General features: G+C 68.7%; 21 protein-coding genes. 13 read left to right on the forward strand and 8 right to left on the reverse strand.

Features of this window, described 5'->3' with window-relative positions; genetic code table 11:
* Positions 1 to 29: 29 nt before the first annotated feature.
* Positions 30 to 1,079 (reverse strand): AraC family transcriptional regulator, encoded by a 1,050-nt coding sequence (locus PI990_RS01770; protein ID WP_271659666.1) that lies wholly within the window; start codon positions 1,077 to 1,079, stop codon positions 30 to 32.
* A gap of 111 nt (positions 1,080 to 1,190) precedes the next feature.
* On the opposite strand from PI990_RS01770, the gene PI990_RS01775 reads away from it, so the two are divergent.
* Both PI990_RS01775 and PI990_RS01780 read left to right on the forward strand, forming a co-directional pair.
* Positions 1,191 to 3,572, forward strand: coding sequence for a penicillin acylase family protein (locus PI990_RS01775; protein WP_271659667.1), 2,382 nt, complete (start codon positions 1,191 to 1,193; stop codon positions 3,570 to 3,572).
* Between the two features lie 62 nt (positions 3,573 to 3,634).
* Positions 3,635 to 5,011, forward strand: a complete 1,377-nt coding sequence (locus PI990_RS01780) for an FAD-binding protein (RefSeq protein ID WP_271659668.1) — start codon at positions 3,635 to 3,637, stop codon at positions 5,009 to 5,011.
* A 10-nt stretch (positions 5,012 to 5,021) separates the two neighbouring features.
* On the opposite strand, the gene PI990_RS01785 is transcribed toward PI990_RS01780, so the two are convergent.
* The gene (locus PI990_RS01785) at positions 5,022 to 6,002 is read right to left on the reverse strand and encodes an AraC family transcriptional regulator (RefSeq protein ID WP_021218297.1); all 981 of its coding nucleotides are present in this window, start codon (positions 6,000 to 6,002) and stop codon (positions 5,022 to 5,024) included.
* Positions 6,003 to 6,162: 160 nt separating this feature from the next.
* Between PI990_RS01785 and PI990_RS01790 the strand changes: the two genes are divergently transcribed.
* Positions 6,163 to 7,086 carry an SdiA-regulated domain-containing protein gene (locus tag PI990_RS01790; RefSeq protein WP_043245807.1) on the forward strand — a complete coding sequence of 308 codons (924 nt, stop codon included), beginning with the start codon at positions 6,163 to 6,165 and terminating at the stop codon, positions 7,084 to 7,086.
* A gap of 28 nt (positions 7,087 to 7,114) precedes the next feature.
* Here the strand turns inward: PI990_RS01790 and rpiA are convergent, their stop codons facing one another.
* The gene (rpiA, locus tag PI990_RS01795) at positions 7,115 to 7,786 is read right to left on the reverse strand and encodes a ribose-5-phosphate isomerase RpiA (protein ID WP_271659669.1); all 672 of its coding nucleotides are present in this window, start codon (positions 7,784 to 7,786) and stop codon (positions 7,115 to 7,117) included.
* A 143-nt stretch (positions 7,787 to 7,929) separates the two neighbouring features.
* Here rpiA and ilvA point away from each other — a divergent pair, with 143 nt between their 5' ends.
* From ilvA to PI990_RS01815, 4 genes are all read left to right on the forward strand, one after another.
* Entirely contained in the window at positions 7,930 to 9,444 is a 1,515-nt protein-coding gene (gene ilvA / locus PI990_RS01800) for a threonine ammonia-lyase, biosynthetic (RefSeq protein ID WP_271659670.1), read from the forward strand.
* A gap of 66 nt (positions 9,445 to 9,510) precedes the next feature.
* Positions 9,511 to 9,954: a DUF2269 family protein gene (locus tag PI990_RS01805; protein WP_271659671.1), complete on the forward strand. Its 444-nt coding sequence runs from the start codon at positions 9,511 to 9,513 to the stop codon at positions 9,952 to 9,954.
* 2 nt (positions 9,955 to 9,956) lie between these two features.
* Positions 9,957 to 11,213 (forward strand): SDR family oxidoreductase, encoded by a 1,257-nt coding sequence (locus PI990_RS01810; protein ID WP_271659672.1) that lies wholly within the window; start codon positions 9,957 to 9,959, stop codon positions 11,211 to 11,213.
* Positions 11,210 to 11,683: a DUF2269 family protein gene (locus tag PI990_RS01815; RefSeq protein WP_021218303.1), complete on the forward strand. Its 474-nt coding sequence runs from the start codon at positions 11,210 to 11,212 to the stop codon at positions 11,681 to 11,683. Before PI990_RS01810 ends, PI990_RS01815 begins: the two co-directional genes overlap by 4 nt.
* 6 nt (positions 11,684 to 11,689) lie before the next feature.
* Here PI990_RS01815 and PI990_RS01820 read toward each other — a convergent pair whose 3' ends face one another.
* Positions 11,690 to 12,343, reverse strand: a complete 654-nt coding sequence (locus tag PI990_RS01820; RefSeq protein ID WP_021218304.1) for an HAD family hydrolase — start codon at positions 12,341 to 12,343, stop codon at positions 11,690 to 11,692.
* A gap of 144 nt (positions 12,344 to 12,487) precedes the next feature.
* Between PI990_RS01820 and PI990_RS01825 the strand changes: the two genes are divergently transcribed.
* Positions 12,488 to 12,967, forward strand: a complete 480-nt coding sequence (locus PI990_RS01825; RefSeq protein ID WP_081672122.1) for an RNA pyrophosphohydrolase — start codon at positions 12,488 to 12,490, stop codon at positions 12,965 to 12,967.
* Between the two features lie 22 nt (positions 12,968 to 12,989).
* The gene (gene ptsP / locus PI990_RS01830; protein ID WP_263401620.1) at positions 12,990 to 15,269 is read left to right on the forward strand and encodes a phosphoenolpyruvate--protein phosphotransferase; all 2,280 of its coding nucleotides are present in this window, start codon (positions 12,990 to 12,992) and stop codon (positions 15,267 to 15,269) included.
* 123 nt (positions 15,270 to 15,392) lie between these two features.
* Here ptsP and PI990_RS01835 read toward each other — a convergent pair whose 3' ends face one another.
* Positions 15,393 to 16,139, reverse strand: coding sequence for an NRDE family protein (locus tag PI990_RS01835; RefSeq protein WP_271659673.1), 747 nt, complete (start codon positions 16,137 to 16,139; stop codon positions 15,393 to 15,395).
* Between the two features lie 118 nt (positions 16,140 to 16,257).
* On the opposite strand from PI990_RS01835, the gene PI990_RS01840 reads away from it, so the two are divergent.
* Genes PI990_RS01840 through PI990_RS01850 form a run of 3 tightly spaced genes read left to right on the forward strand, consistent with a single transcriptional unit; the run spans position 16,258 to position 18,641 of the window.
* Positions 16,258 to 17,040 carry a sulfite exporter TauE/SafE family protein gene (locus tag PI990_RS01840; RefSeq protein ID WP_021218308.1) on the forward strand — a complete coding sequence of 261 codons (783 nt, stop codon included), beginning with the start codon at positions 16,258 to 16,260 and terminating at the stop codon, positions 17,038 to 17,040.
* Between the two features lie 9 nt (positions 17,041 to 17,049).
* Complete coding sequence (lgt, locus tag PI990_RS01845) at positions 17,050 to 17,850, forward strand: prolipoprotein diacylglyceryl transferase (protein ID WP_021218309.1); 801 nt, start codon at positions 17,050 to 17,052, stop codon at positions 17,848 to 17,850.
* The gene (locus tag PI990_RS01850; protein WP_021218310.1) at positions 17,847 to 18,641 is read left to right on the forward strand and encodes a thymidylate synthase; all 795 of its coding nucleotides are present in this window, start codon (positions 17,847 to 17,849) and stop codon (positions 18,639 to 18,641) included. The genes lgt and PI990_RS01850 overlap by 4 nt, the downstream gene beginning before the upstream one ends.
* A gap of 205 nt (positions 18,642 to 18,846) precedes the next feature.
* Here PI990_RS01850 and PI990_RS01855 read toward each other — a convergent pair whose 3' ends face one another.
* The 3 genes from PI990_RS01855 to PI990_RS01865 all read right to left on the reverse strand — a co-directional run bounded on the left by PI990_RS01855 (position 18,847) and on the right by PI990_RS01865 (position 22,845).
* Positions 18,847 to 20,214, reverse strand: coding sequence for a GTPase/DUF3482 domain-containing protein (locus tag PI990_RS01855; protein ID WP_271659674.1), 1,368 nt, complete (start codon positions 20,212 to 20,214; stop codon positions 18,847 to 18,849).
* A complete protein-coding gene (locus PI990_RS01860) occupies positions 20,207 to 21,595 on the reverse strand; it encodes a DUF2868 domain-containing protein (RefSeq protein WP_271659675.1) in 1,389 nt (462 codons plus the stop codon). Before PI990_RS01860 ends, PI990_RS01855 begins: the two co-directional genes overlap by 8 nt.
* A gap of 98 nt (positions 21,596 to 21,693) precedes the next feature.
* A complete protein-coding gene (locus PI990_RS01865; RefSeq protein WP_271659676.1) occupies positions 21,694 to 22,845 on the reverse strand; it encodes a glycerophosphodiester phosphodiesterase in 1,152 nt (383 codons plus the stop codon).
* A 157-nt stretch (positions 22,846 to 23,002) separates the two neighbouring features.
* On the opposite strand from PI990_RS01865, the gene PI990_RS01870 reads away from it, so the two are divergent.
* Positions 23,003 to 23,515 (forward strand): dihydrofolate reductase, encoded by a 513-nt coding sequence (locus tag PI990_RS01870; protein WP_271659677.1) that lies wholly within the window; start codon positions 23,003 to 23,005, stop codon positions 23,513 to 23,515.
* Positions 23,516 to 23,517 lie beyond the last annotated feature (2 nt).

Below are 23,517 nucleotides of genomic sequence, written 5' to 3' on the forward strand. Positions count from 1 at the left end.
CTAGATCAGCCGTGGCGAATCGCACGGGTTCAGGTGCCGGTCGTGCCCTGCAGCCGCTGCCGATAGGTTTCCGGCGTCATCTCGTGCCAGCGGCGGAAGGCCCGGTAGAAGGGCGACAGCTCGGCGAAGCCGCAGGCCCGTGCCACCTCGCGGATCGGCATGCCCCCGGCCAGCAGTTCCAGCGAGCGGGACTGGCGCACCGCATCGCGCGCCTTGCGCAGGCTGCTGCCCTGTTCGGCCAGGGCCCGCTGCAGGGCGCCGGGGGCCAGCCCCAGCTCCGCCGCGCAGGCGGCCAGGGAGCAGTCCGCCTGGCCCAGGCGCACGCCCAGCAGGTAGTGCAGGCGGTTGAGCAGCTGGTTTTCCGCCAGCTCGCCCAGCTGCGCCTCGGCGTGCTGCCAGAGCAGCGCATGCATCTGCGGGTTGGCGGTGCGCGAGGGGCGTCGCAACAGGCTGCTGGGGAACAGCAGCGCATCGTGCGGGCAGCCGAAGGTGGGTTGCAGCCCGAACAGGCGGCGGTGCTCCACCAGCCGGCGTGGCTGGGCATGGCGGAACTCCAGGGCGTCGACCTTGAACTCGTCGTCGGTGATCGACTTCATCAGCTTGATGAACAGCAGCGCCAGGCACTCCATCTGCTGGCGCAGCGGCGCGACGCCGGTGTAGTTGAGGTCGATCACCAGGCGCGCCTGCTCGCCTCGCACGTCCAGCTGGGCGACGAAACCGCCGGAGAGGATGTGCTGGAAGCGCACGAAGCTGTCCAGTGCCTCGCGCAGGTCGCGGCTGGCCAGCAGCAGGTAGCCGACCACGTCGAGCATGCGTGGTTTCATCTGCTCGCCCAGGTGCAGGCCGATGTCGCGGTCGCCGGTAATCACTTCGGCGGCCTCCCAGAACAGCGGTGCATCGTCGTGCTTGAGGCGCCCGTCGGCGGGCATGAACAGATGCCGGCGGTGCTGGAATACGCGGCGGTAGATATCGGCGGGGTCCAGCCCGAGATCGCCCAGCGCCTCGTAGAGCAGGCGGCGCAGGGTGGGGGAATGGGTCAGGGGCAGCGCGGTGGCGGAGTCGGCGTCGGGCGTGGGCATCGGGAGTTTCTCTGAATTGACCGAAGACTTTCAGCTCTGCGGTATTTGGTCAATGCCGAGTTCCATGGCGCTGAGGAAAATGCCAGGCACTAGAACAAGGAGAATCCCTTCATGAAACGCACCCTGACTGTCCTTGCCGTGGTGGTTGCCGCCGTGGCCGCCGGTGGCGCCTGGTACGCCCAGAGCAAGAAACCCCTGCGCGACGGCGAACTGGCCATCGCCCACCTGCAGGCCCCGGTCAGCGTCCGCTATGACGAGCGTGGCGTGCCCCACATCCAGGCCGCCAACGAGGCCGACATGTACCGCGCCCTGGGCTTCGTGCATGCCCAGGACCGCCTGTTCCAGATGGAAATGCTGCGCCGCCTGGCCCGTGGCGAGCTGGCCGAGGTGCTGGGTGCCCGCCTGGTGGACACCGACCGCCTGTTCCGCACCCTGGAGCTGCGCCAGCACGCCGCCGTCTACGCGAAGAAGATGGGCATGGACAGCCCCTCCGCCAAGGCGCTGGCCGCCTACCTGGATGGCATCAACCAGTACCAGGACAGCCGCCCGGCGCCGGTGGAGTTCGACCTGCTGGGCATCCCCAAGCGCCCCTTCACGGTGGAAGACACCCTCTCGGTCGCCGGCTACATGGCCTACAGCTTTGCCGCTGCCTTCCGCACCGAGCCGGTGCTGACCTATGTGCGTGACGAACTGGGCGCCGATTACCTCAAGGTCTTCGACCTCGACTGGCACCCCGAGGGCGTGGTCGGGCAGAAGCTCGCCGCCAGCGACTGGCAGGCCCTCAACGGCCTCGCCCGCCTCAGCCACCAGGCCCTGGTGGAAGCCGGCCTGCCGCAGTTCGAGGGCAGCAACGCCTGGGCCGTGTCCGGCAGCCGCACCGCCAGCGGCAAGCCCCTGCTGGCCGGCGACCCGCACATCCGCTTCGCCGTGCCGGCGGTGTGGTACGAGGCCCAGGCCTCCTACCCCGGCTTCGAGCTCTACGGTCACTACCAGGCGCTCAACCCCACCGCGTCCCTGGGGCACAACGGGCAGTTCGCCTGGAGCCTGACCATGTTCCAGAACGACGACCTCGACCTGGTCGCCGAGAAGGTCAACCCGGACAACCCCAACCAGGTCTGGTACCAGGGCCAGTGGGTCGACATGCAGAGCCGCGAGGAGACCATCCAGGTCAAGGACGCCGAGCCGGTGAAGCTGACCCTGCGCCGTTCGCCCCATGGCCCCATCGTCAACGACGCCCTCGGTGCCACCCCCGGCAAGACGCCCATCGCCATGTGGTGGGCCTTCCTCGAAACCGAGAACCCCATCCTCGACGCCTTCTACCAGCTGAACCGCGCCGACACCCTGGACAAGGCCCGCAGCGCTGCCGAGAAGATCCACGCCCCCGGCCTCAACGTGGTCTGGGCCAACGCCGCCGGCGACATCGGCTGGTGGGCCTCGGCCAAGCTGCCGCAGCGCCCGGACGGGGTTAACCCCGCCTTCATCCTCGACGGCAGCAGCGCCGAGGCGGACAAGCCCGGCTACCTGCCCTTCAGCGCCAACCCCCATGAGGAGAACCCGGAGCGCGGCTACATCGTCTCGGCCAACTTCCAGCCGCTGTCGCCCACCGGTGTCGCCATCCCCGGCTACTACAACCTGCCGGACCGCGGCCAGCGCCTGGACCAGTTGCTGGCGCAGAAGGACGTGAAGTGGGACCAGGACAACAGCCGCGCGCTGCAGCTGGAAACCGCCACCGGCTACGGCCCGCGCCTGCTCGCCCCGCTGCTGGGCGACCTGCGGGCCGCCGCGGCGGACGATGCCGAGCGTGCCCTGGTGGACCAGCTCGCCGCCTGGCAGGGTGACCACCCGCTGGACTCCACCGCCGCCACCGTCGCCGAACAGCTGGTCTACGAGCTGGCCCGCAGCGCCTTCCATGACGAGCTGGGCGATGCCTTCTTCGATAGCCTGCTGTCCACCCGCGTGCTCGACGTGGCCCTGCCGCGCCTGGCCGCCGACGCCGACTCGCCCTGGTGGGACGACCGCAGCACCGATGCCCGCGAAACCCGCGCCGACACCGTCAAGGCTGCCTGGCAGGCGAGCCTCGCCCACCTGAAGAAGACCCTCGGCGACGACAGCGCCAAATGGGCCTGGGGCCGCGCTCACACGCTCACCCACGGGCACCCGCTGGGCATGCAGAAGCCCCTGGACAAGCTGTTCAACGTCGGCCCCTTCGCCGCCCCCGGTGGCCACGAGGTGCCCAACAACCTGTCCAACCGTGTTGGCCCGGCACCCTGGGAAGTGGCCTATGGCCCCTCGACCCGCCGCCTGATCGACATGGCCGACCCGGCCCACGGCATCGGCATCAACCCGGTGGGGCAGAGCGGCGTGGTCTTCGACCGCCATTACGACGACCAGGCCAAGCGCTACGTCGAGGGCGAGTACGTGCCCATGCACATGAGCGAAGAGGATGTGAACGCCAACACCCAGGGCACGCTGAAGCTGGTACCCAGGCCCTGATGCAAACCGTGCCGGTCCTGGGGCCTGCACGGTGCAAGCGAACCACGGAGAAGGATTTCCCCATGTACAGACTGTTGCTGCTCCTGTTGCTGGCGGCGGGGCCCGCCCTGGCCGGCGAAACCGTCAACGACGTCACCGGCCTCAACCCCATCGAGGTGGAGCGGGTGCTGGCGCCCACCACCCTGGACGAGATCAGCCGCGCCGTGCGTGAACACGATGGCCCCATCGCCATTGGCGGCGGGCGCTTCAGCATGGGCGGGCAGACCGCCACCGAACGTGCGCTGCAACTGGACATGCGCAGCTTCAACCGGGTGCTCGCCTTCGATCCCCAGCAGAAGACCCTTCGCGTGCAGGCGGGCATCACCTGGCGGCAGGTGCTCGAGTACATCGACCCCCACGGCCTGTCGCCGCAGATCATGCAGTCCTACGCCAACTTCACCGTGGGCGGCTCCCTGAGCGTCAACGCCCATGGCCGCTATGTCGGCCAGGGGCCGCTGGTGCTGGCGGTGAAGTCCATCCTGCTGGTGCTGGCCGACGGCAGCATGGTGGAGGCCAGCCCCACGCAGAACAGCGAGCTTTTCTATGGCGCCATCGGTGGCTATGGCGGTATCGGCGTGATCGCCGAAGCGACCCTGGCGCTGACCGAGAACACCCGCCTGGCGCGCCGCACCGAGGTGATGCCGGTGGAGCAATACCGGCGCTTCTTCGCCGAGCAGGTGCGGGGCAACCCGGACATGGTCATGCACAACGGCATCCTCTACACCGACGACTACAGGACGGTGCGCGCGGTTTCCTACCTGCGCACCGATGCGCCGCTCACGGTGGAAGAACGGCTGGTGGATGCCGGGCGCAACTACAAGGTCATGCGCGCCGCGCTCGGTGCGGCCTCCAGCAAGAGCGGCGCCGTCTTGCGCGAGGCGGTGCTCGACCCGCTGAACTTCCGGGGCGAGCAGGTGCAGTGGCGCAACCACGAGGCCAGCCTCGATGTGCGCGAGCTGCAACCCATCTCCGGGGCCGACTACAGCTATGTGCTGCAGGAATACTTCGTGCCCGAGGCTCAGCTGGAGGTGTTCATCGCCCGGATGCGCGACGTGCTGCAGAAGCACGGGGTGAAGGTGGCGAACATCTCCATCCGCCATGCCAAGGCGGACCCGGGCACGCTGCTGGCCTGGTCCCGGGGGGACACCTTCGCCCTGGTGCTCTATTACCGCCAGGGCACCTCGGAGGAGGCGCGCGCGGCGGTGGGCACCTGGACGCGGGAGCTGATCGACGCGGCCCTGGCCAGCGACGGCACCTACTACCTGCCGTACCAGATCCACGCCACCCGCGAGCAGTTCCTCGCCGCCTACCCGCGGGCGCCGGAGTATTTCGCCCTCAAGCAGCGGGTGGACCCGACCGGCAAGTTCCGCAACAAGCTGTGGGACGCCTACTACCGCTGAAGCGCTCGGTTCAGCGCCGGTACTGGCTCGGCGGCTGGCCGCTCCAGCGCTGGAAGGCGTGGCGGAAGCTGGCGGTCTCGGCGTAGCCGAGCTGCTCGGCGATCAGGTAGATGGGCAGGTCGGTCTGCAGCAGCAACTGGCGCGCCTTGTCGTAGCGCACCTCGTCCAGCAGGCGCTGGTAGCTGGTGTTGAGGCGCTGCAGGTGGCGGCGCAGGGTGCGCTCGGAGCGGTGCAGGCTGCGGGCCACGCGATCCAGGTTGCTGGCCTCGCTCAGGTGCCCGGCCAGGTGCTCGCGGATCTGGTCGAGCACGTCGTGGCGGCTGGTCAGCTGGGCATCGAGCTTCTGGCACTGCTGCAGGCCGTGGTGGCAGGTCACCGGGTCGGCCAGGGGCAGGGGGCGGTCGAGCAGTGCGGCGTTGAAGCAGAGGGCCGTGCGCGAATCGCCGAAATCCACCGGACAGCCCAGCTTCTCCGTGTAGGCCGCCGCGTGCAGGGGCGGCCGGTAGGGCAGGCGTACCCGGCGCGGGCGCACGGCTTCGCCGAGCAGGTCCTGGATCACGGTGAGCAGCGAGGTCAGGCACAGCTCGCTGTTGAACACCATCAGCTCCGGCGCGTAGCGGTAGCCGGTGGCGACCAGGCGGGCCTCGGCGCCGTCCTCTTCCAGGGTAAGGGTGAAGTAGCTGCCCAGCAGCGAGGCGTTGGCCAGGGCGATGTTCAGTGCATCGCGCAGGGTGCGGCTGGCGAGCATGGTGTAGCCGAGGATGCCGTAGGCCGAGACGTGCATGCGCAGGCCCAGGGACAGGCCCAGCGCCGGGTCGCGGGTGCAGCTCAGGGCGTTGGCGAACACCCGCAGCTCCTGGGCGTGGCTGATGAGCTTGTCCGGGGTGTCGAGGTCGCTGCAGGCCACGCCGCTGCCGTCGAGCAGGCGCGGGCGCGGTACTTCCTCGGCCAGGCTCTCCACCGCCAGGGCGATGGTGTGCAGGGTGGTCATGACCCGTTCGGGTAGCAATGGCGCCGCCATGGTTCGTCCCCTTTGGTAACGGTGGGGTGCCGGGAGAATGCATGGGCCTGTGCATTAAGTTTCGATTCAGGCATCAGAATGGCGCACTCTTGTATTCTCGGCGCGCCCCTGAATCCCAGAGTTTGACCCGATGCGATCCTTCCTGACTCCCCGTTGGCTGGTTTCCGGCCTGTTGTTCTGTGTGCTGCTGGTGCTCGGCATCGCCGCACAGGAGTTCCGCCTGTTCGAGCGTGGCTGGTTCATAGTGCAAGAATGGCGCCACGCCTCGGAATGGCGCGAACGTTCGATCTGGCTGCCGGACTACCGGGTAACCCTCGAGGCGCAGCCCATCGAGGGGCTGGACGACGATGTCTCGGCCCTCACCTATGACCCGGACCGCCACAGCCTGCTGACGGTCACCAACCAGCGCCCGCAGATCATCGAAATGTCCCTGGACGGCCATATAGTCCGGCGCATCGACCTGCAGGGCTTCGGCGACCCGGAAGCCATCGAGTACGTCAGCAAGGGCGTCTACGTCATCACCGACGAGCGCCTACAACGCCTGGTCAAGGTGCGCCTGGAAGAGGACACCCAACAGCTGGACGCCAGCGAATCGCAGCAACTGTCCCTGGGCATCGGTCTGAACGGCAACAAGGGTTTCGAGGGCCTGGCCTACGACCCTGCCGGCCAGCGCCTGTTCGTGGCCAAGGAGCGCGACCCGGTGCGCATCTACGAGATCCACGGCTTCCCCCACAGCAACCCGGACAAGCCCTTCGCGGTGCACGTGGTGGACGACCCCGAGCGTGATGCCGGGCTCTTCGTCCGCGACCTCTCCAGCCTGCAATACGATGACCGCAGCGGCCACCTGCTGGCGCTGTCCGACGAGTCACGCTTGGTGCTGGAGATCAACGCCGACGGCAAGCCCATCAGCAGCCTGTCGCTGCTGCGCGGCATGCACGGCCTGAAACGCAGCGTGCCCCAGGCCGAGGGCGTGGCGATGGATAACGAGGGGAATCTGTACCTGGTCAGCGAGCCGAACCTGTTCTACAGGTTCAGCAAGCCGGCGGGGGAGTGAGCGGCCCGCGAACGGGGCCGCCCGAGGGTCAGGCCTTCAGCGTCTTCACGCCTTCCGCAGTGCCGAGCAGCAGCAGGTCGGCGGGGCGGGCGGCGAAGAGGCCGTTGGTGACCACGCCGACGATGGCGTTGATCTGCGCCTCCAGTGTCACCGGGTCGGTGATCGAGAGGTTGTACACATCGAGGATGATGTTGCCGTTGTCGGTGACCACGCCTTCGCGGTAGACCGGGTCGCCGCCCAGCTTCACCAGCTGGCGCGCCACGTGGCTGCGGGCCATGGGGATGACTTCCACCGGCAGCGGGAAGGCGCCGAGCACCTGCACCAGCTTGCTGCCGTCGGCGATGCAGATGAAGGTGCGTGCCACGGCGGCGACGATCTTCTCGCGGGTCAGGGCGGCACCGCCGCCCTTGATCAGGTTCAGGTGCGCGTCGCTCTCGTCGGCGCCGTCGACGTAGAACTCCAGGGCGTCCACCGCGTTCAGGTCATAGACCGGAATGCCGTGGCCCTTGAGGCGCTGGGCGGTGGCTTCGGAGCTGGCGACCGCGCCGTCGAAGGCCATCTTGTGCTGAGCCAGGGCGTCGATGAAGAAGTTGGCGGTCGAGCCGGTGCCGACGCCGACGACGCTCTTGCTGTCGAGCAGCGGGAGTATATGGTCGACTGCGGCCTGGGCGACTGCCTGCTTGAGCTGGTCCTGGGTCATGCTGGTGGTCCACGTATGAAAGGAAATGCGAGGGCGCGGATTATAGCCGTTCAGCGCGGCAAAACCCCGCATTCTCTGTGGTCGGGCGACGAAGCCCTGGGGTAGACTCGCCCATCCCCGCAAGCCCCGCCAGTGAAGCCGTGATGCTCGAAGACTACGTGAAGAAGACCCTCACCTCGCGCGTTTATGACGTGGCGGTGGAAACCCCCTTGCAACCCGCGCTGCGCCTGTCCGAACGCCTCGGCAACCAGGTGCTGCTCAAGCGCGAGGACCTGCAGCCGGTGTTCTCCTTCAAGATTCGCGGCGCCTATAACAAGCTGGCGCAGCTCAGCGCCGAGGAACTGGCGCGCGGCGTGGTCACCGCCTCGGCCGGCAACCACGCCCAGGGCCTGGCCCTGGCGGCCCGCGAGCTGGGCATCAAGGCGACCATCGTGATGCCGCGCACCACCCCCGAGCTCAAGGTCCAGGGCGTGCGCGCCCGGGGCGGCAAGGTGGTGCTGCACGGCGACGCCTTCCCCGAGGCGCTGGCCTATTCGCTGAAGCTGGTGGACGAGAAGGGCTTCGTCTACATCCACCCCTACGATGACCCGCACGTGATCGCCGGCCAGGGCACCGTGGCCATGGAGATCCTGCGCCAGCACCCGGGGCGCCTGGACGCCATCTTCGTGCCGGTGGGCGGCGGCGGCCTGATCGCCGGCATCGCCGCCTACGTGAAGTACCTGCGCCCCGAGGTGAAGGTGATCGGCGTCGAGCCGGACGACTCCAACTGCCTGCAGGCCGCCATGGCCGCTGGCGAGCGCGTGGTGCTGGGCCAGGTCGGGCTGTTCGCCGACGGCGTGGCCGTGGCGCAGATCGGCCAGCACACCTTCGACATCTGCCGCAAGCACGTGGACGAGGTGATCACCGTCAGCACCGACGAGATCTGCGCGGCGATCAAGGACATCTACGACGACACCCGCTCCATCACCGAGCCCGCCGGCGCCCTGGCCGTGGCCGGGATCAAGAAGTACGTGGAGCGCGAAGGCAGCAGCGGGCAGACCCTGGTGGCCATCGATTCCGGCGCCAACATCAACTTCGACCGCCTGCGCCATGTGGCCGAGCGTGCCGAACTGGGCGAGAAGCGCGAGGCGATCATCGCCGTGACCATCCCCGAGCGCCCGGGCAGCTTCAAGGCCTTCTGCGAGGCCATCGGCAAGCGCCAGATCACCGAATTCAACTACCGCTACAACACCGATGCCGAGGCGCACATCTTCGTCGGCGTGCAGACCCACCCGGAGAACGACCCGCGCGAGGTGCTGGTGCAGAGCCTGCGCGACCAGGGCTTCCCGGTGCTGGACCTGACCGACAACGAACTGGCCAAGCTGCACATCCGCCATATGGTCGGCGGCCACGCGGCGCGGGTGGAGGACGAGTCGGTCTTCCGCTTCGAATTCCCCGAGCGCCCCGGCGCGCTGTTCAACTTCCTCAACAAGCTGGGCGGGCGCTGGAACATCACCCTGTTCCACTACCGCAACCACGGCGCCGCCGACGGTCGCGTGGTGGCCGGGCTGCAGGTGCCGGCGGACGAGCGCCACCTGATCCCCGCGGCGCTGGAAGAGATCGGCTACCCCTATTGGGACGAGAGCGACAACCCGGCCTATCGGCTGTTCCTCGGTTGACGGCGGCGGCCGCCCGCGATGGCGGCCATCTACACTCTGCTCGTCGCCCGGATGGAGTGAAAAGGAATGGATGACTACCTGATGCTGCAGATACTTCACGGCTTGCTGACCTTCCTCCTGTTCGTCGTCGCCGGCGGCTTGCTGTGGTTCGTGCTGCGTGCCTGGCACGGCGGCCTGCGTGGCTGGGCACCGAGCCTGCGCCAGTCCGTGCTGTTCGGCGTGCCGGCGCTGCTGGCCCTGGGCGTGGCCCTGCCGATCACCGGCTGGTGGCTGCTGGCCCTGGCGGAGATTCCCTTCGGCCTGACCTGGGTGCTGGGCAGCGCCATCCTCTACCTGCTGGCCGGCATCGCCTGGCTGGCCTTCACCCGGCGCCTGCTGGTGCTGCATGCCGGGGATGCGCCCAGCGCGGCCCCGCGCAGCCGCTTCCTTGGTTTCAGCCTGGGCTACGGCGCGGTCGGCTTCCTGTTGCTGCTGATCATCCTCGTGCTGACCCTGGCCAAGCCGGCCTGAGCTTGGCCAGGCGTATCCTGCTGGTCGGTGCCAGCGGCTTTATCGGTCGTCACCTTCTGCGAGCCCTGTCTGCCGGCGGCCACAGCCTGGTCGCCACCTCCCGCTCGGGCACCGGGCCGCAGCTGCCCGGCGTCGTCTGGCAGCCGCTGGACCTGGAGCGCCTGGCTGAAAAGCCCGAGCTCTTCCCCTGGCCCGATGGCATCGACCTGGTGATCAACGCCGCCGGCGTGCTGGACAGCGACCTGGCGCGCCAGGCCCGTGTGCAGGCCGATGGCGCCTGTGCCCTGTTCGACCTTGCCGCCCGCCACGGCGCGGCGGTGCTGCAGCTTTCCGCCCTCGGGGCCGGGGACTGCGAGGTGCCCTTCCTCGCCAGCAAGGCACGGGCGGACGCTCACCTGCTGGCCCTGGGCAGTCCCGCCGTGGTGCTGCGACCCTCCCTGGTGCTGGGCGAAGGCGGGGCCAGCAGCGCCTGGCTGGAGCGACTCGCGCCCCTGCCGCTGGCGCCCCTGCTGGACACCCGCGCGCGAAGCATGCCGCTGCATGTGGACGACCTGGTCGGTGCGGTGCTGGCATTGCTGCGGCGCTGGCCGGAACAGCCGCAGGTGCTGGAGCTGGTCGGGCCCGAGGCGCTGACCCAGGGCGAGTTGCTCGACCGCCTGCGCGCGGGCCTGGGCTGGGGCCCGGCGCGCTACCTCCAGCTACCGGGAGCGCTGGCGGGCGTCGCCGCGCGCCTGCACCTGCTCGATCCGCAATTGCTGGAGCTGGCACAGCGGGACAACCTGGGCGACGCCGCGCCGCTGGAGCAGCTCGGCGGCTATCGCCCGGCGCGGCTCGACCAGCGCCTGGATTCGACCTGGCCGCAGAAGGCCCGTGCCGTGAACGGCTGGCTGCACCCCTCGATGATCATCGTCCTGGCCTTGATCTGGCTGGGCACCGCGCTGGTCTGCCTCGGCCCCGGTTTCGACTGGGGGCTGAGGATCATGGCGGAAATGGGCGTGCACGGCCTGCTGGCCAAGCTGGCAGTGGTCGGGGGCGCGCTGCTGGATGGGCTGCTGGGCATCGGCCTGCTGCTGCGGCGTTGGCGGCGCCACGCGCTGCTCGCGCAGCTGGGCCTGATGCTGGCCTATACGCTGCTGATCAGCCTGCTGCTTCCGCACTACTGGGCCGACCCTTATGCTGCGGTCGGCAAGAACCTCGTGCTCATGGTCGCCACCCTCTGGGTGCTGTGGCTGGAGCCCTCGCAACGGAAAACCGGATGAGCCTGTACCTGCTGCTGAAGACCTTGCACATCATGTCCTCCACCCTGCTGTTCGGCACCGGGCTGGGCTCGGCCTACTACGCCCTGCGCGCCTGGCGCAGCCAGCGGCTGGAGGTGATCGCCGTGACCTTCCGCCACCTGGTCACCGCCGATTGGCTGTTCATCGCCACCACCGCGGTGTTCCAGCCGTTCAGCGGCCTGGCCCTGGCCAAGCTGGCGGGCTGGCCGTTGAACCAGGTCTGGTTGCTGTGGAGCGTGGGCCTGTACGTGTTCGCCGGGCTCTGCTGGTTGCCGGTGGTGTGGCTGCAGATCCGCGTGCGCGACATGGCGCGCGATGCGCTGGCCGACGGCGGGGAGCTGCCGGCCAGGGCGCACCTTTATATGAAGGTCTGGTTCATCCTGGGCTGGCCGGCCTTCATCGCCTTCGTCGGCATCTTCTTCCTGATGGTGGCCAAGCCGCTCTCGCTCTGAGGCGGCTCAGCGCAGGGAGATCACCGGCCAGCCGCGACGCTCGGCCTCGGCGCGCAGCTTGGGGTCGGGGTCGACCGCCACCGGGCGGGTCACCCGCTCCAGCAGCGGCAGGTCGTTGAGCGAATCACTGTAGAAGCTGGCACCTTCCAGGCTCAGGCCGGTTTCGGCGAGCCAGCGCTCCAGGCGGGTGACCTTGCCGTCGCGGAAGCAGGGCACGTCGGTGGTGCGCCCGGTGTAGCGGCCGTTCTCCATCTCGCATTCGGTGGCCAGCAGGGTCTCGACCCCCAGGCGTGCGGCGATGGGGCCGGTGACGAAGCGGTTGGTGGCGGTGATGATCACCAGCTTGTCGCCTGCGGCGCGATGCTCGGCCAGCAGGGCCTCGCCCTTGGCCAGGATGATCGGCTCGACGCAATCACGCATGAACTCGCGGTGCCACTGCTCCAGCTGGGCCATCTCGGTGCGGCCGAGGATTTCCAGGCTGAAGTTCAGGTAGTCGGTGATGTTCAGGCGGCCGGCGAGGTAATCCTGGTAGAACTCGTCGTTGCGGCTCTTGTAGGCATCGCCGTCGAGAATGCCGCGTTCGCACAGGTAGTCGCCCCAGGCGTGATCGCTGTCGCCGCCGAGGAGGGTGTTGTCGAGATCGAAAAGGGCCAGGCGCACGTCTTTTACCTTGAATCGAAACTACGGAGGGCGGCCAGAATAACCACTTTTCCCCGGCCTGCCCATTGCGCTAAAAGCCCGCATTGCCGCGTTTACAGGCTTTATGGAACAATGCCGGAACATGCGTATGCGAGGTTGTTCGCCGTGATCGATCCCGATGGTTTTCGCCCCAATGTCGGCATCATTCTCGCCAATGAGGTCGGGCAGGTGCTGTGGGCTCGGCGTATCAATCAGGACGCCTGGCAGTTCCCCCAGGGGGGCATCAACCCCCGTGAGACGCCGGAAGAGGCGCTGTACCGCGAGCTGAACGAAGAGGTCGGGCTCGAGGAACGGGATGTGAAAATACTTGCATGCACCCGGGGCTGGTTGCGCTATCGTCTGCCGCAGCGTCTGGTGCGGACCCATAGCCAACCCCTGTGTATCGGGCAGAAGCAGAAGTGGTTCCTGCTGCGCCTGCAATCGGACGAGAACCGGGTTCGCATGGACCTGACCGGCAAGCCTGAGTTCGACGGCTGGCGCTGGGTCAGCTACTGGTACCCGCTGGGACAGGTCGTGACCTTCAAGCGAGAAGTCTACCGCCGTGCCCTCAAGGAATTAGCCCCGCGCCTGCTGGCGCAAGACTGACCCGGAGAAAGGCTACAAGGCCATGCTCAATACGCTGCGCAAGATCGTCCAGGAAGTGAACGCCGCCAAGGATCTGAAGGCGGCGTTGGCGATCATCGTGCTGCGGGTCAAGGAAGCCATGGGCAGCCAGGTCTGCTCCGTCTACCTGCTGGACCCCGAGTCCAACCGGTTCGTGCTGATGGCCACCGAGGGCCTGAACAAGCGCTCCATCGGCAAGGTCAGCATGGCCCCCAACGAGGGCCTGGTCGGTCTGGTCGGCACCCGCGAGGAGCCGCTCAACCTCGAACACGCCGCCGACCACCCCCGCTATCGCTATTTCGCCGAAACCGGCGAGGAACGCTACGCCTCCTTCCTCGGCGCACCGATCATCCACCACCGCCGGGTGATGGGCGTTCTGGTGGTGCAGCAGAAGGAGCGCCGCCAGTTCGACGAGGGCGAGGAAGCTTTCCTCGTCACCATGAGCGCCCAGCTCGCGGGCGTCATCGCCCATGCCGAGGCCACCGGTTCGATCCGTGGCCTGGGCCGCCAGGGCAAGGGCATCCAGGAAGCCAAGTTCGTCGGCGTGCCCGGTGCGCCGGGCGCTGCCGTGGGTACCGCCGTGGTGGTGCTGCCGCCGGCCGACCTGGAAGTGGTGCCCGACCGCGCCGTCGATGACATCGAGGCCGAGGTCGAACGCTTCAAGCAGGCCCTGGAAGCCGTGCGCGAAGACATGCGCCGCCTGTCCAGCAAGCTGGCCAGCCAGCTGCGCCCCGAGGAGCGGGCGCTGTTCGACGTCTACCTGATGATGCTCGACGACGCCTCCATCGGCCTGGAAGTAAAGAAGGTCATCCGCTCCGGCCAGTGGGCCCAGGGTGCCCTGCGCCAGGTGGTGATGGAGCACGTCAAGCGCTTCGAACTGATGGACGACGCCTACCTGCGCGAGCGCGCCTCCGACGTCAAGGACCTCGGTCGCCGCCTGCTCGCCTACCTGCAGGAAGAGCGCAAGCAGAACCTGGTGTACCAGGACAACACCATCCTGGTCAGTGAAGAACTGTCCCCGGCCATGCTCGGCGAAGTGCCCGAAGGCAAGCTGGTGGGACTGATTTCGGTACTCGGCTCCGGCAACTCCCACGTCGCCATCCTCGCTCGCGCCATGGGTGTGCCCACGGTCATGGGCGTGGTCGACCTGCCGTACTCGAAGGTCGACGGCATCGAGCTGATCGTCGACGGCTACCACGGTGAAGTCTTCACCAACCCCTCCGCCGAGCTGCGTAAGCAGTACAGCGAAGTGGTCGAGGAGGAGCGCCAGCTGGTCAAGGGCCTCGACGCCCTGCGCAGCCTGCCCTGCGAAACCCTGGACGGCCACCGCATGCCGCTGTGGGTCAACACCGGCCTGCTGGCCGACGTGACCCGCGCCCAGGAGCGCGGCGCCGAAGGCGTCGGCCTGTACCGCACCGAAGTGCCGTTCATGATCAACGAGCGCTTCCCCAGCGAAAAGGAGCAGCTCGCCATCTACCGCGAGCAGCTCGCCGCCTTCCATCCGCTGCCGGTGACCATGCGCACCCTGGACATCGGTGGCGACAAGGCGCTGTCGTATTTCCCGATCAAGGAAAGCAACCCCTTCCTCGGCTGGCGCGGCATCCGCGTCACCCTCGACCACCCGGAAATCTTCCTGGTGCAGGTGCGCGCCATGCTCAAGGCCAGCGAAGGCCTGAACAACCTGCGCATCCTCCTGCCGATGATCTCCGGCGTGCAGGAGCTGGAAGAATCCCTGCACCTGATCCACCGCGCCTGGGGCGAGGTGCGTGACGAGGGCGTCGACATTCCCATGCCCCCGGTGGGCGTGATGATCGAGATCCCCGCGGCCGTGTACCAGACCCGCGAGCTGGCGCGCCAGGTGGACTTCCTCTCGGTGGGCTCCAACGACCTCACCCAGTACCTGCTGGCGGTGGACCGCAACAACCCGCGCGTCGCCGACCTCTACGACTACTTGCACCCGGCGGTGCTGCAGGCGCTGGTCAAGGTGGTCAACGACGCCCACGCCGAAGGCAAGCCGGTGAGCATCTGCGGCGAGATGGCCGGTGATCCCGCCGCGGCCGTCCTGCTGCTGGCCATGGGCTTCGACAGCCTGTCGATGAACGCCACCAACCTGCCCAAGGTGAAGTGGCTGCTGCGCCAGGTCAGCATCAGCAAGGCGCGCGAGCTGCTGGAGCAGCTGATGGGCATCGACAACCCGCAGGTTATCCACAGCTCCCTGCACCTGGCCCTACGCAACCTGGGCCTGGGCCGCGTGATCAACCCGGCCGCGACCATCCAGGCCTGAGCCCCGGTTCCGGGGCTTGGCCACGCTGCATCTCGTTTTCCTTCCCATGGCAGCACCCGCGATCAACCCGCGCGGGTGCCTTGCTGTGCCGTGGGCATCCCCGGCGCACGGCAGGGGTCTGCCCTAGAGCACCATCTCCACCTGCCCCAGTTGCTCACCGTGGGGGCCGTAGCTGCGCTCCACCAGTTCGCGGCGGCCGTTGGCATGAACGATCAGCGCCGTGCTGGCGCGGGTGCCGTAGGTGCGGGTGGCGATGAACACCGGGGACAGCATGCGCTCGGTGTTCAGGCCCACGCCGGTATCGGGAAGGATCGCGTCCGGCGCCGCCTCGGGGTCGTGCATCAGGTTGAGCAGGGTGTCGGTGGTGACGCCTTGCAGGCACTCCGCCAGGGCCGCCTTGGCCCGCTCGACCTTTGGCCATGGCGTGTCGAGGTCGGCGTTGGACAGCCCGTAGATGCCGGCGGCCAGCGTTCTCGGCCCGCCGCTGCGGGGGTTGAGGAAGCACAGCTCGCGGCTGTCGCCCACCAGCAGGTTGAAGCCGGCGTAGTCGGCGGCGCGGCGCTGGGCGTCGGCGAGGAACTCGGCCGGGCCCAGCGTGCCGTTGAGGAACTGCACGCACAGCTCGCCACGGGAGCGCCCCACCGGGGGCAGGCGCGGGTCGCGGATATTGGTCAGGGCGGCGAAGCGGCCGTCGGGGCCGAGGCCCAGCCAGGTGCCGCCGGCTTCGAGGTCGCGGCCGGCGTAGAGGCCGGGGGCGTCTGGCCAGTGGGCCAGGGGTTGGGTGGGGCGGGCGTAGAACTCGTCACGGTTGGCAGCCAGTACCAGCGGGACTTCCTGTCCGGGTTGCCAGGCGAATGCGATGAGGCACATCTGGAGTCGTCTCCTTTTTGTTGTCGCGAGTCTAGCAGCCGCTCGGCGGCTCGCCATCGAGTCGTTGGAGCCTCGGGCGGGCTTCCGTTAACATGCCGCTTTGTTTTCGGGGGTGTCGATGGAATTCCTGCTCTACCTGGTACTCGGCGCCTGCGCCGGCGTGCTCGCCGGTCTGTTCGGCGTCGGTGGCGGCATGATCATCGTGCCGGTGCTGGTTTTCAGTTTCACTGCCCAGGGATTCGACCCCAGCATCCTGACCCACCTCGCCGTCGGTACCTCCCTGGCGACCATCATCTTCACCTCGATCAACGCCGTACGCGAGCACCATCGCAAGGGTGCGGTGCGTTGGCACATCTTCGCCTGGATGACCCTCGGCATCCTCCTCGGCGCGGCGCTGGGTTCGCTGACCGCCAAGGCGATCCAGGGGCCCATGCTGCAGAAGATCATCGGCTGCTTCGCCATTTTCGTTTCCCTGCAGATGGCCCTGGACCTCAAGCCCAAGGCCAGCCGCGACGTGCCCGGCAAGCCGGGGCTGACCGTCGCCGGTGCCTTCATCGGCTGGGCCTCGGCGATCTTCGGCATCGGCGGCGGCTCGCTGACCGTGCCCTTCCTCACCTGGCGCAGCGTGCCCATGCAGCAGGCGGTGGCCACGTCCTCCGCCTGTGGGCTGCCCATCGCCCTGGCCAGCGCCCTGTCGTTCATGGTGCTGGGCTGGAACGAGCCGCACCTGCCGCAGTGGAGCTTCGGTTTCGTCTATCTGCCCGCGCTGGCCGGCATCGCGCTGACCAGCATGTTCTTCGCCCGCTTCGGCGCCCGCCTGGCTCACCGCCTGTCGCCGCGTCTGCTCAAGCGCCTGTTCGCCCTGCTGCTGTTCTCGGTCGGGCTGAGTTTTCTGATCTAAGGAGTCGTGATGCTGGCTTATCCCCAGATCGATCCGGTGGCCCTGAGCCTCGGACCCCTGAAAATCCACTGGTACGGCCTGATGTACCTGATCGGCATCGGCGGTGCCTGGTGGCTGGCCTCGCGCCGCCTCAAGGCCTTCGACCCGACCTGGAGCCGCGAGAAGCTCTCCGACCTGGTGTTCTGGGTCGCCCTCGGCGTGATCGCCGGTGGCCGCCTCGGCTACGTGCTGTTCTATGACCTGTCGGCCTACCTCGCCAACCCGCTGCTGATCCTCGAGGTGTGGAAGGGCGGCATGTCGTTCCACGGCGGCCTGATCGGCGTGATGCTGGCGACCCTGTGGTTCGGCCGGCGCAACGGCAAGAGCTTCTTCCAGCTGATGGACTTCATCGCCCCGCTGGTGCCCATCGGCCTGGGCGCCGGGCGCATCGGCAACTTCATCAACTCCGAGCTCTGGGGCAAGGTCACCGACGTGCCCTGGGCGATGATCTTCCCCAATGGCGGCCCGCTGCCGCGTCACCCGTCGCAGCTGTACCAGTTCGCCCTCGAAGGCGTGGCGCTGTTCGCCATCCTCTGGTTCTACTCGCGCAAGCCGCGCCCGACCATGGCCGTCTCCGGCATGTTCGCGCTGTGCTACGGCATCTTCCGCTTCATCGTCGAGTTCGTCCGCGTACCGGATGCCCAGCTCGGTTACCTGGCCTTCGGCTGGCTGACCATGGGCCAGGTGCTCTGCGTGCCGATGATCCTCGGCGGCATCGGCTTGATCGTCTGGGCCTACCGTCGCCAGCCCGTCCAAGGAGTCGCCTCGTGAAACAGTACCTCGACCTGATGCGCCTGGTGCGCGAGACCGGCACCTTCAAGAGCGACCGCACCGGCACCGGCACCTACAGCGTGTTCGGCCACCAGATGCGCTTCAACCTGGCCGATGGCTTCCCCTTGGTGACCACCAAGAAGTGCCACCTGAAGTCCATCGTTCACGAGCTGCTGTGGTTCCTCCAGGGCGACACCAACATCCGTTACCTGAAGGAAAACGGCGTCTCCATCTGGGACGAATGGGCCGACGAGAACGGCGACCTGGGCCCGGTCTACGGCTACCAGTGGCGCAGCTGGCCGGCGCCCAATGGCGAGTCGATCGACCAGATCGGCAAGCTGATCGAGATGATCCGCAAGAACCCGGATTCGCGCCGCCTGATCGTCTCCGCCTGGAACCCGGCCCTGGTGGATCAGATGGCCCTGCCGCCCTGCCACGCGCTGTTCCAGTTCTACGTGGCCGACGGCAAGCTCAGCTGCCAGCTGTACCAGCGTTCGGCGGACATCTTCCTCGGCGTGCCCTTCAACATCGCCAGCTACGCCCTGCTGACGCTGATGGTGGCGCAGGTCTGCGGCCTGGAGCCCGGCGACTTCGTCTGGACCGGCGGCGACTGCCACCTCTATGCCAACCACATCGAGCAGACCGACCTGCAGCTCACCCGCGAGCCGCTGCCCCTGCCGACCATGAAGCTCAACCCCGAGGTGAAGGACCTGCTGGCCTTCAAGTTCGAGGACTTCGAGCTGGTGGGCTACCAGTCGCACCCGCACATCAAGGCGCCGGTCGCGGTCTGACCCGCTCGGGTTCCCACAGGCGCCCCCAGGACCCCCCTGTGGGCACCCGCCGGGTGGGAGCGGACTCATTCGCGAAATAGCTACTCCGATCCCCGGGCTGAAGCCCGGGCTACGCGCTGCGTGGCGACCGCTTTCGTAGAATGGGTAGAGCGACGCGAAACCCATCACGCGGAGCCTCAGGCATTCTTCGCCATGCCTGCCCAAATCACCCCAACTCCGCCGCCAGCGCCTTCACCTGCTCCTGCCGCTCCGCCTGTTCCAGCTCCGCGCCGGGGTTGAGCGACGACCATTCCGGGTGCGCCCGTGCCTTGCCTAATGCCGGGGGCAGCTTGCCCTGGCGCCATTGCTTCTCCTCCGGCGCCGTCATGCGGATGGCGTCGACGGCGGCGTGCCCGCGTGCGTCCAGGGCTTGCAGCAGCTGGCGCTGACGCAGGGCGAGCAGGCGCAGGATGGCGTCGTCCACGGTCAGCTCGCGCTGGCCACGGATCTTGCCCAGCAGGCGTTCGCCGTAGTGGCCGACGGTCTGCCAGGCGCCGCCGGCGATGGCGCCCAGGGCTGCTGCGGCGCCCAGGGTCAGGCCGCCCACCAGCAGGTCGACACCGGCCCCGGCGGCGGCACCGGCCGCCATGCCGCTGCCCAGGCGCACGCCGAGCTGCTTGAGGGTTTCGGGGTTGAACAGGTCATCGCCCCAGCGCCCGTCCAGCAGCGGCAGGTCACCGGCGGCGGCATCCTCCGGGCGGAAGGCGTGCAGGCGCAGCAGGGCATCGACGCAGGCTTGCTCGCGGGCACGCACCTGTTGGCGTAGGGCCTCGGTGGCCCGGGCCAGGCTGGCCTCGTCGGCGGGTACGCTGCGGCGGCAGGCGGCGACATCCAGCAGCAGCTCGGCGATCAGGCGTGCCCCGGCCCGCTGGCGCAGGCCGCGCTGGGCTTCGTGGTCTTCGATCAGTCGTTGCAACTGCGGCCGCGCCCGTTCCAGCAGCAGGGCCAGGCTTTCATAGAGGCGGCGCTCGCCATCCAGGGGCGGCGCCACGCTGTCGAAGCGCACCAGCGCGTGCAGGCCCAGGCGCGCCAGGGCTTCTCGCCATTCGGCTTCGCGGTGGTCGTTCACCGCGACGAAGTTCAGCACCGGCAGCAGCGGTCGGCCGCACATGGCCAGCACCGCCAGCTCGTCGCGGTACTTGGCCAGCACCGGCTCGCGGGCGTCGATCACATAGAGGCCGGCATCGGAGGCCAGCAGCTGGCGCAGCACCTTGGCCTCCTGCTCGAAGCGCTGGCGTGCCTCGCTGCCGTCGAGGAAGCGCGCCAGCCGCGCCGGGCCGTCCATGCGCTCGCCGGGGCGTTCCAGGCGTTCCAGGTAGTCGAGCAGGGCGATGGCGTCTTCCAGGCCGGGGGTGTCGTAGAGCTCCAGCAGCGGCTGGCCGTCCACCGACAGGCGCGCGCCCTCGACATGGCGGGTGGTGCTGGGGCGGTGGGACACCTCGCCGAAGCCGCGATCACGCAGCAGGGTGCGCAGCAGCGAGGTCTTGCCGACGTTGGTGTGGCCGACCACGGCCAGTTTCAGTGCGTCAGTCATGGCCCTTCTCCAGCCAGGCGAGGGGCGAGCTGTCGGCGTGTTCCAGCTCCAGGCGCGACAGGGCCTGGTGCCATTCGCCCAGGCGCAGGCTGTCCAGCGCCGCGCCCGGTGGGGCCGGCAGCAGCCAGATGCGCGTGGCGGCGGCGCAGCGCGCCAGTTCGCCGATCAGCGCCAGGGTGCCGCGGTCCGGCGAGCGGCGTGGGTCGCAGGCAATCGCCAGGCGTTGCGGCGGGAAGCGGGTGAGCTGCTCCAGCAGGCGCTGGCGCTGCTCGCGGCTGTCGAGGATGCCGGCATCGCCCACGCCGCGTGGCAGGGTCGGTGGCCAGGGACGGCTGTCGTCCAGTTCGATGGCCACCAGCAAGGCACCGCTGCCGCTGTCAGGGTGGGCCTGGGCGGCGTCGGCCGGGGCCAGGCCGGGGTCGGCGTCGAGCACGCCAAGGCGTTCGCTGGCCGGTTGCAGGCGCTCGCGCAGCAGGCCGTAGCCGGGCAGGGCGAGGTCCAGGTCGAGCCGTTCGCGGCCGCTGCGCCAGCGCCACAGGCACAGCAGCGTCAGTGCCAGGCGCGGCAGCAGGCCGTAGACCAGGCACACCCCCAGCAGCCAGCCGGACCAGGCCTGGCGCGCATCGGCGGCGGCCACCACGTCGCTGCTGGCGCGGATGGTGTCGGCGTCCGGCAGGGCGAAGCCGAGCAGGGCGGGCAGGGCGCCCAGGGCCTGGGTCAGGGCGACGAAGGTGTCGCTGCCGAGGATGGTGGTTTCCCAGACGAAGCCGTAGCGCCGGGTGGCCAGTAGCGCCAGCAGGCAGAGCAGTGCGGTGCCCAGGCTGAGGCTCCAGAGCCCGTTGACCAGTGCGCCCAGGCCCCAGCGGGCGAGACGGCGACGTTGCAGCAGCACCAGCAGCGCCGGGCCCAGTTGCGCGGCGGCGGCGTCCCGGGCGAGCTTGCCGCTGAGCCACCACCAGAGGCGGCCGAGGACGCTGGCTTGGCCGCCGAAGGCCAGGCCCAGCAGCCAGCCGAGCAGCATCAACAGGTGCAGGCCGAGCAGGCTGCCCAAGGCCCAGAACACATTGACCGGGCGCTGGCCGTCACCCAGTGCGGCCACTGCCATGGCGCTGCCGGCGGCGAGGGCCACCAGCAACAATGCGGCGAAGGCCAGGCGTGCGCCCTGCAACCAGTGCAGCAGGGCGGCCAGCTGGCCGTCGCGTTCGGCGAGCCACAGGGCGCGGGTCTGGATGCGCTGGGCGAGGTCGCCGCCAGCGGCATTGGCGCGGCGGTTGGCTTCGCCGTCTTCCAGCGGGCCGGCGTGTTCTTCGCGCAGGCGCACGGCCTCGGTCAGCCAGAGGCGTTGCAGGGGAGTGAGGTTCGGCGGTGGGCTCTCGGTCACGCGGGTTCTCTTCCGGTGGGACGAGGCAGAAGCATAACCGCTGAACGGCGGGAAGGTGGAACCCCGGCCGTCTGGGCCGGGGTGTCGCGGCGTGCGGGTCAGTGGGTGGCCCGCTGCTCCCTGACGCGCACGGCGATGTCCGGTTGGTCGATGAACAGGCCGTCGATACCGGCGTCGAGGAAGGCGTTGATCTCCGCCTCGACATCACCGCGCACCTGCGGGTCGCTGCCGTTGCGCAGGTTGGTGGGGAGGAAGGCGTTCTCCGCGCGGAAGGTGTAGGGGTGCACCTTGAGCCCGGCGGCGTGGGCGTCGGCGACGAAGCGCGTGGGCTGGCCCAGGTTGCCGGCGGCGTCGCGGGGGATCACGTAGGCCTTGTCCGGGCCGACGCCGGCGGCATAGCGGGCGACGGTCTTGAGGCCGGCGGCGCTGGCCATCTTGGCGTAGGTCAGGCCAGTGCCCAGCACCTGCTGGTCATAGGGCTGGCCGGCGCCGTAGAGCTGGATCAGGCGGATGCTGCTCTGCCGGGCGATGCGCTGCAGGTTGTCCACCTCGAAGGACTGGATGTACACCGCCGAGCGGCGGTCGGTGTAGCCGTTGCGCTGCAGGGTGCGCAGCAGCGGTTTCTCCATGGCCAGGCCGAGCTGCTGGAAGTGGGTGGGGTGCTTGGTCTCGATATACAGGCCGATGCGCCGCTGCTGGCTGAGCTGCAGGCTCTTCACCAGGTCGATGATCTCCTGCAGGGTGGGGATCTCGAAGGCACCGTCCAGCCGTGCGTTGCCCGGGCGCACCTGGGGGATGCGCTCGATGGCCTTGAGGGTCTTCAGCTCGGCCAGGGTGAAGTCTTCGCTGAACCAGCCGGTGAGCGCTACGCCGTCGATGTTCTGGGTGCGCTTGCGGTCGGCGAACTCGGGGTGCTTGCCGACGTCGGTGGTCAGCCCCAGTTCGTTGTCGTGGCGGGCCACCAGTTGGCCGTCGCGGGTCATCACCAGGTCCGGCTCGACGAAGTCGGCGCCTTGCAGGGCGGCCAGGGCGTAGGAGGCCAGGGTGTGCTCCGGCACGTAGCCGCTGGCGCCGCGATGGCCGACCACCAGCGGCGTGCCCTCGCCCTGGGCATGGCCCTTGGCGGCGCGGGGCTGCTGGGCGGCCCAGTCGATGGCGGATTGCACCGGGTCCGGCGCGGCGAATGAACAGAGGGGCAACGTCAGGCTGCAGACCGCCAGCCAATGCCGCAGGGTAGAAGTGGATGCCATGGGGCGTCTCCTTGCGGTGGGGGAAGCGCAAGCCTGCCGCAGGATAGATGACGGTTTGTGGTGCGCCGCGCGGCAAGTGTTGCGAGGCGTGACCGGCCCGACGGACAGAAAGAAAGGCCGGCTGGCCTGGCCGCTTCGCTCTGGTATTCTCGCCGCCATGAAAAAGACCCTGCCCCTCTCCCTGATCGCCGCCCTCGCGCAGAACCGCGTGATCGGCCGTGACAACCAACTGCCCTGGCACCTGCCGGCGGACCTCAAGCACTTCAAGGCCCTGACCCTGGGCAAGCCCATCATCATGGGCCGCAAGACCTGGGACTCCCTGGGCCGCCCGCTGCCGGGGCGCCTCAACCTGGTGGTCAGCCGCCAGGCCGGCCTGCAGCTGGAGGGCGCCGAGGTGTTCGCCAGCCTGGAAGAGGCCGTGGTGCGCGCCGAAGCCTGGGCCCGCGAGGAAGAGGCCGAGGAAGTGATGCTGATCGGCGGTGCCCAGCTCTACACCCAGGGCCTGGAGCACGGCGACCGCCTCTACCTGACCCGCGTCGAACTGGCCCCGGAAGGCGACGCCTTCTTCCCGGAAGTGTCGGATGCCGATTGGCACCTGGCTTCCAGCATCGAGCATGAGGCCGGCGATGCCACCCCCGCCTATGCCTTCCAGGTGTGGGAGCGGCGCTAAGG

Source organism: Pseudomonas sp. TUM22785, from assembly GCF_028198105.1.
GTDB lineage: Bacteria > Pseudomonadota > Gammaproteobacteria > Pseudomonadales > Pseudomonadaceae > Metapseudomonas > Metapseudomonas solani.

Bases quoted from the DNA above. Each gene is read 5' to 3' on its own strand.
- PI990_RS01770 (WP_271659666.1), bottom strand. From the start codon at position 1,079: ATGCCCACGCCCGACGCCGACTCCGCCACCGCGCTGCCCCTGACCCAT.
- PI990_RS01775 (WP_271659667.1), top strand. From the start codon at position 1,191: ATGAAACGCACCCTGACTGTCCTTGCCGTGGTGGTTGCCGCCGTGGCC.
- PI990_RS01780 (WP_271659668.1), top strand. From the start codon at position 3,635: ATGTACAGACTGTTGCTGCTCCTGTTGCTGGCGGCGGGGCCCGCCCTG.
- PI990_RS01785 (WP_021218297.1), bottom strand. From the start codon at position 6,002: ATGACCACCCTGCACACCATCGCCCTGGCGGTGGAGAGCCTGGCCGAG.
- PI990_RS01790 (WP_043245807.1), top strand. From the start codon at position 6,163: ATGCGATCCTTCCTGACTCCCCGTTGGCTGGTTTCCGGCCTGTTGTTC.
- rpiA (WP_271659669.1), bottom strand. From the start codon at position 7,786: ATGACCCAGGACCAGCTCAAGCAGGCAGTCGCCCAGGCCGCAGTCGAC.
- ilvA (WP_271659670.1), top strand. From the start codon at position 7,930: ATGCTCGAAGACTACGTGAAGAAGACCCTCACCTCGCGCGTTTATGAC.
- PI990_RS01805 (WP_271659671.1), top strand. From the start codon at position 9,511: ATGGATGACTACCTGATGCTGCAGATACTTCACGGCTTGCTGACCTTC.
- PI990_RS01815 (WP_021218303.1), top strand. From the start codon at position 11,210: ATGAGCCTGTACCTGCTGCTGAAGACCTTGCACATCATGTCCTCCACC.
- ptsP (WP_263401620.1), top strand. From the start codon at position 12,990: ATGCTCAATACGCTGCGCAAGATCGTCCAGGAAGTGAACGCCGCCAAG.
- PI990_RS01835 (WP_271659673.1), bottom strand. From the start codon at position 16,139: ATGTGCCTCATCGCATTCGCCTGGCAACCCGGACAGGAAGTCCCGCTG.
- PI990_RS01840 (WP_021218308.1), top strand. From the start codon at position 16,258: ATGGAATTCCTGCTCTACCTGGTACTCGGCGCCTGCGCCGGCGTGCTC.
- lgt (WP_021218309.1), top strand. From the start codon at position 17,050: ATGCTGGCTTATCCCCAGATCGATCCGGTGGCCCTGAGCCTCGGACCC.
- PI990_RS01855 (WP_271659674.1), bottom strand. From the start codon at position 20,214: ATGACTGACGCACTGAAACTGGCCGTGGTCGGCCACACCAACGTCGGC.
- PI990_RS01865 (WP_271659676.1), bottom strand. From the start codon at position 22,845: ATGGCATCCACTTCTACCCTGCGGCATTGGCTGGCGGTCTGCAGCCTG.
- PI990_RS01870 (WP_271659677.1), top strand. From the start codon at position 23,003: ATGAAAAAGACCCTGCCCCTCTCCCTGATCGCCGCCCTCGCGCAGAAC.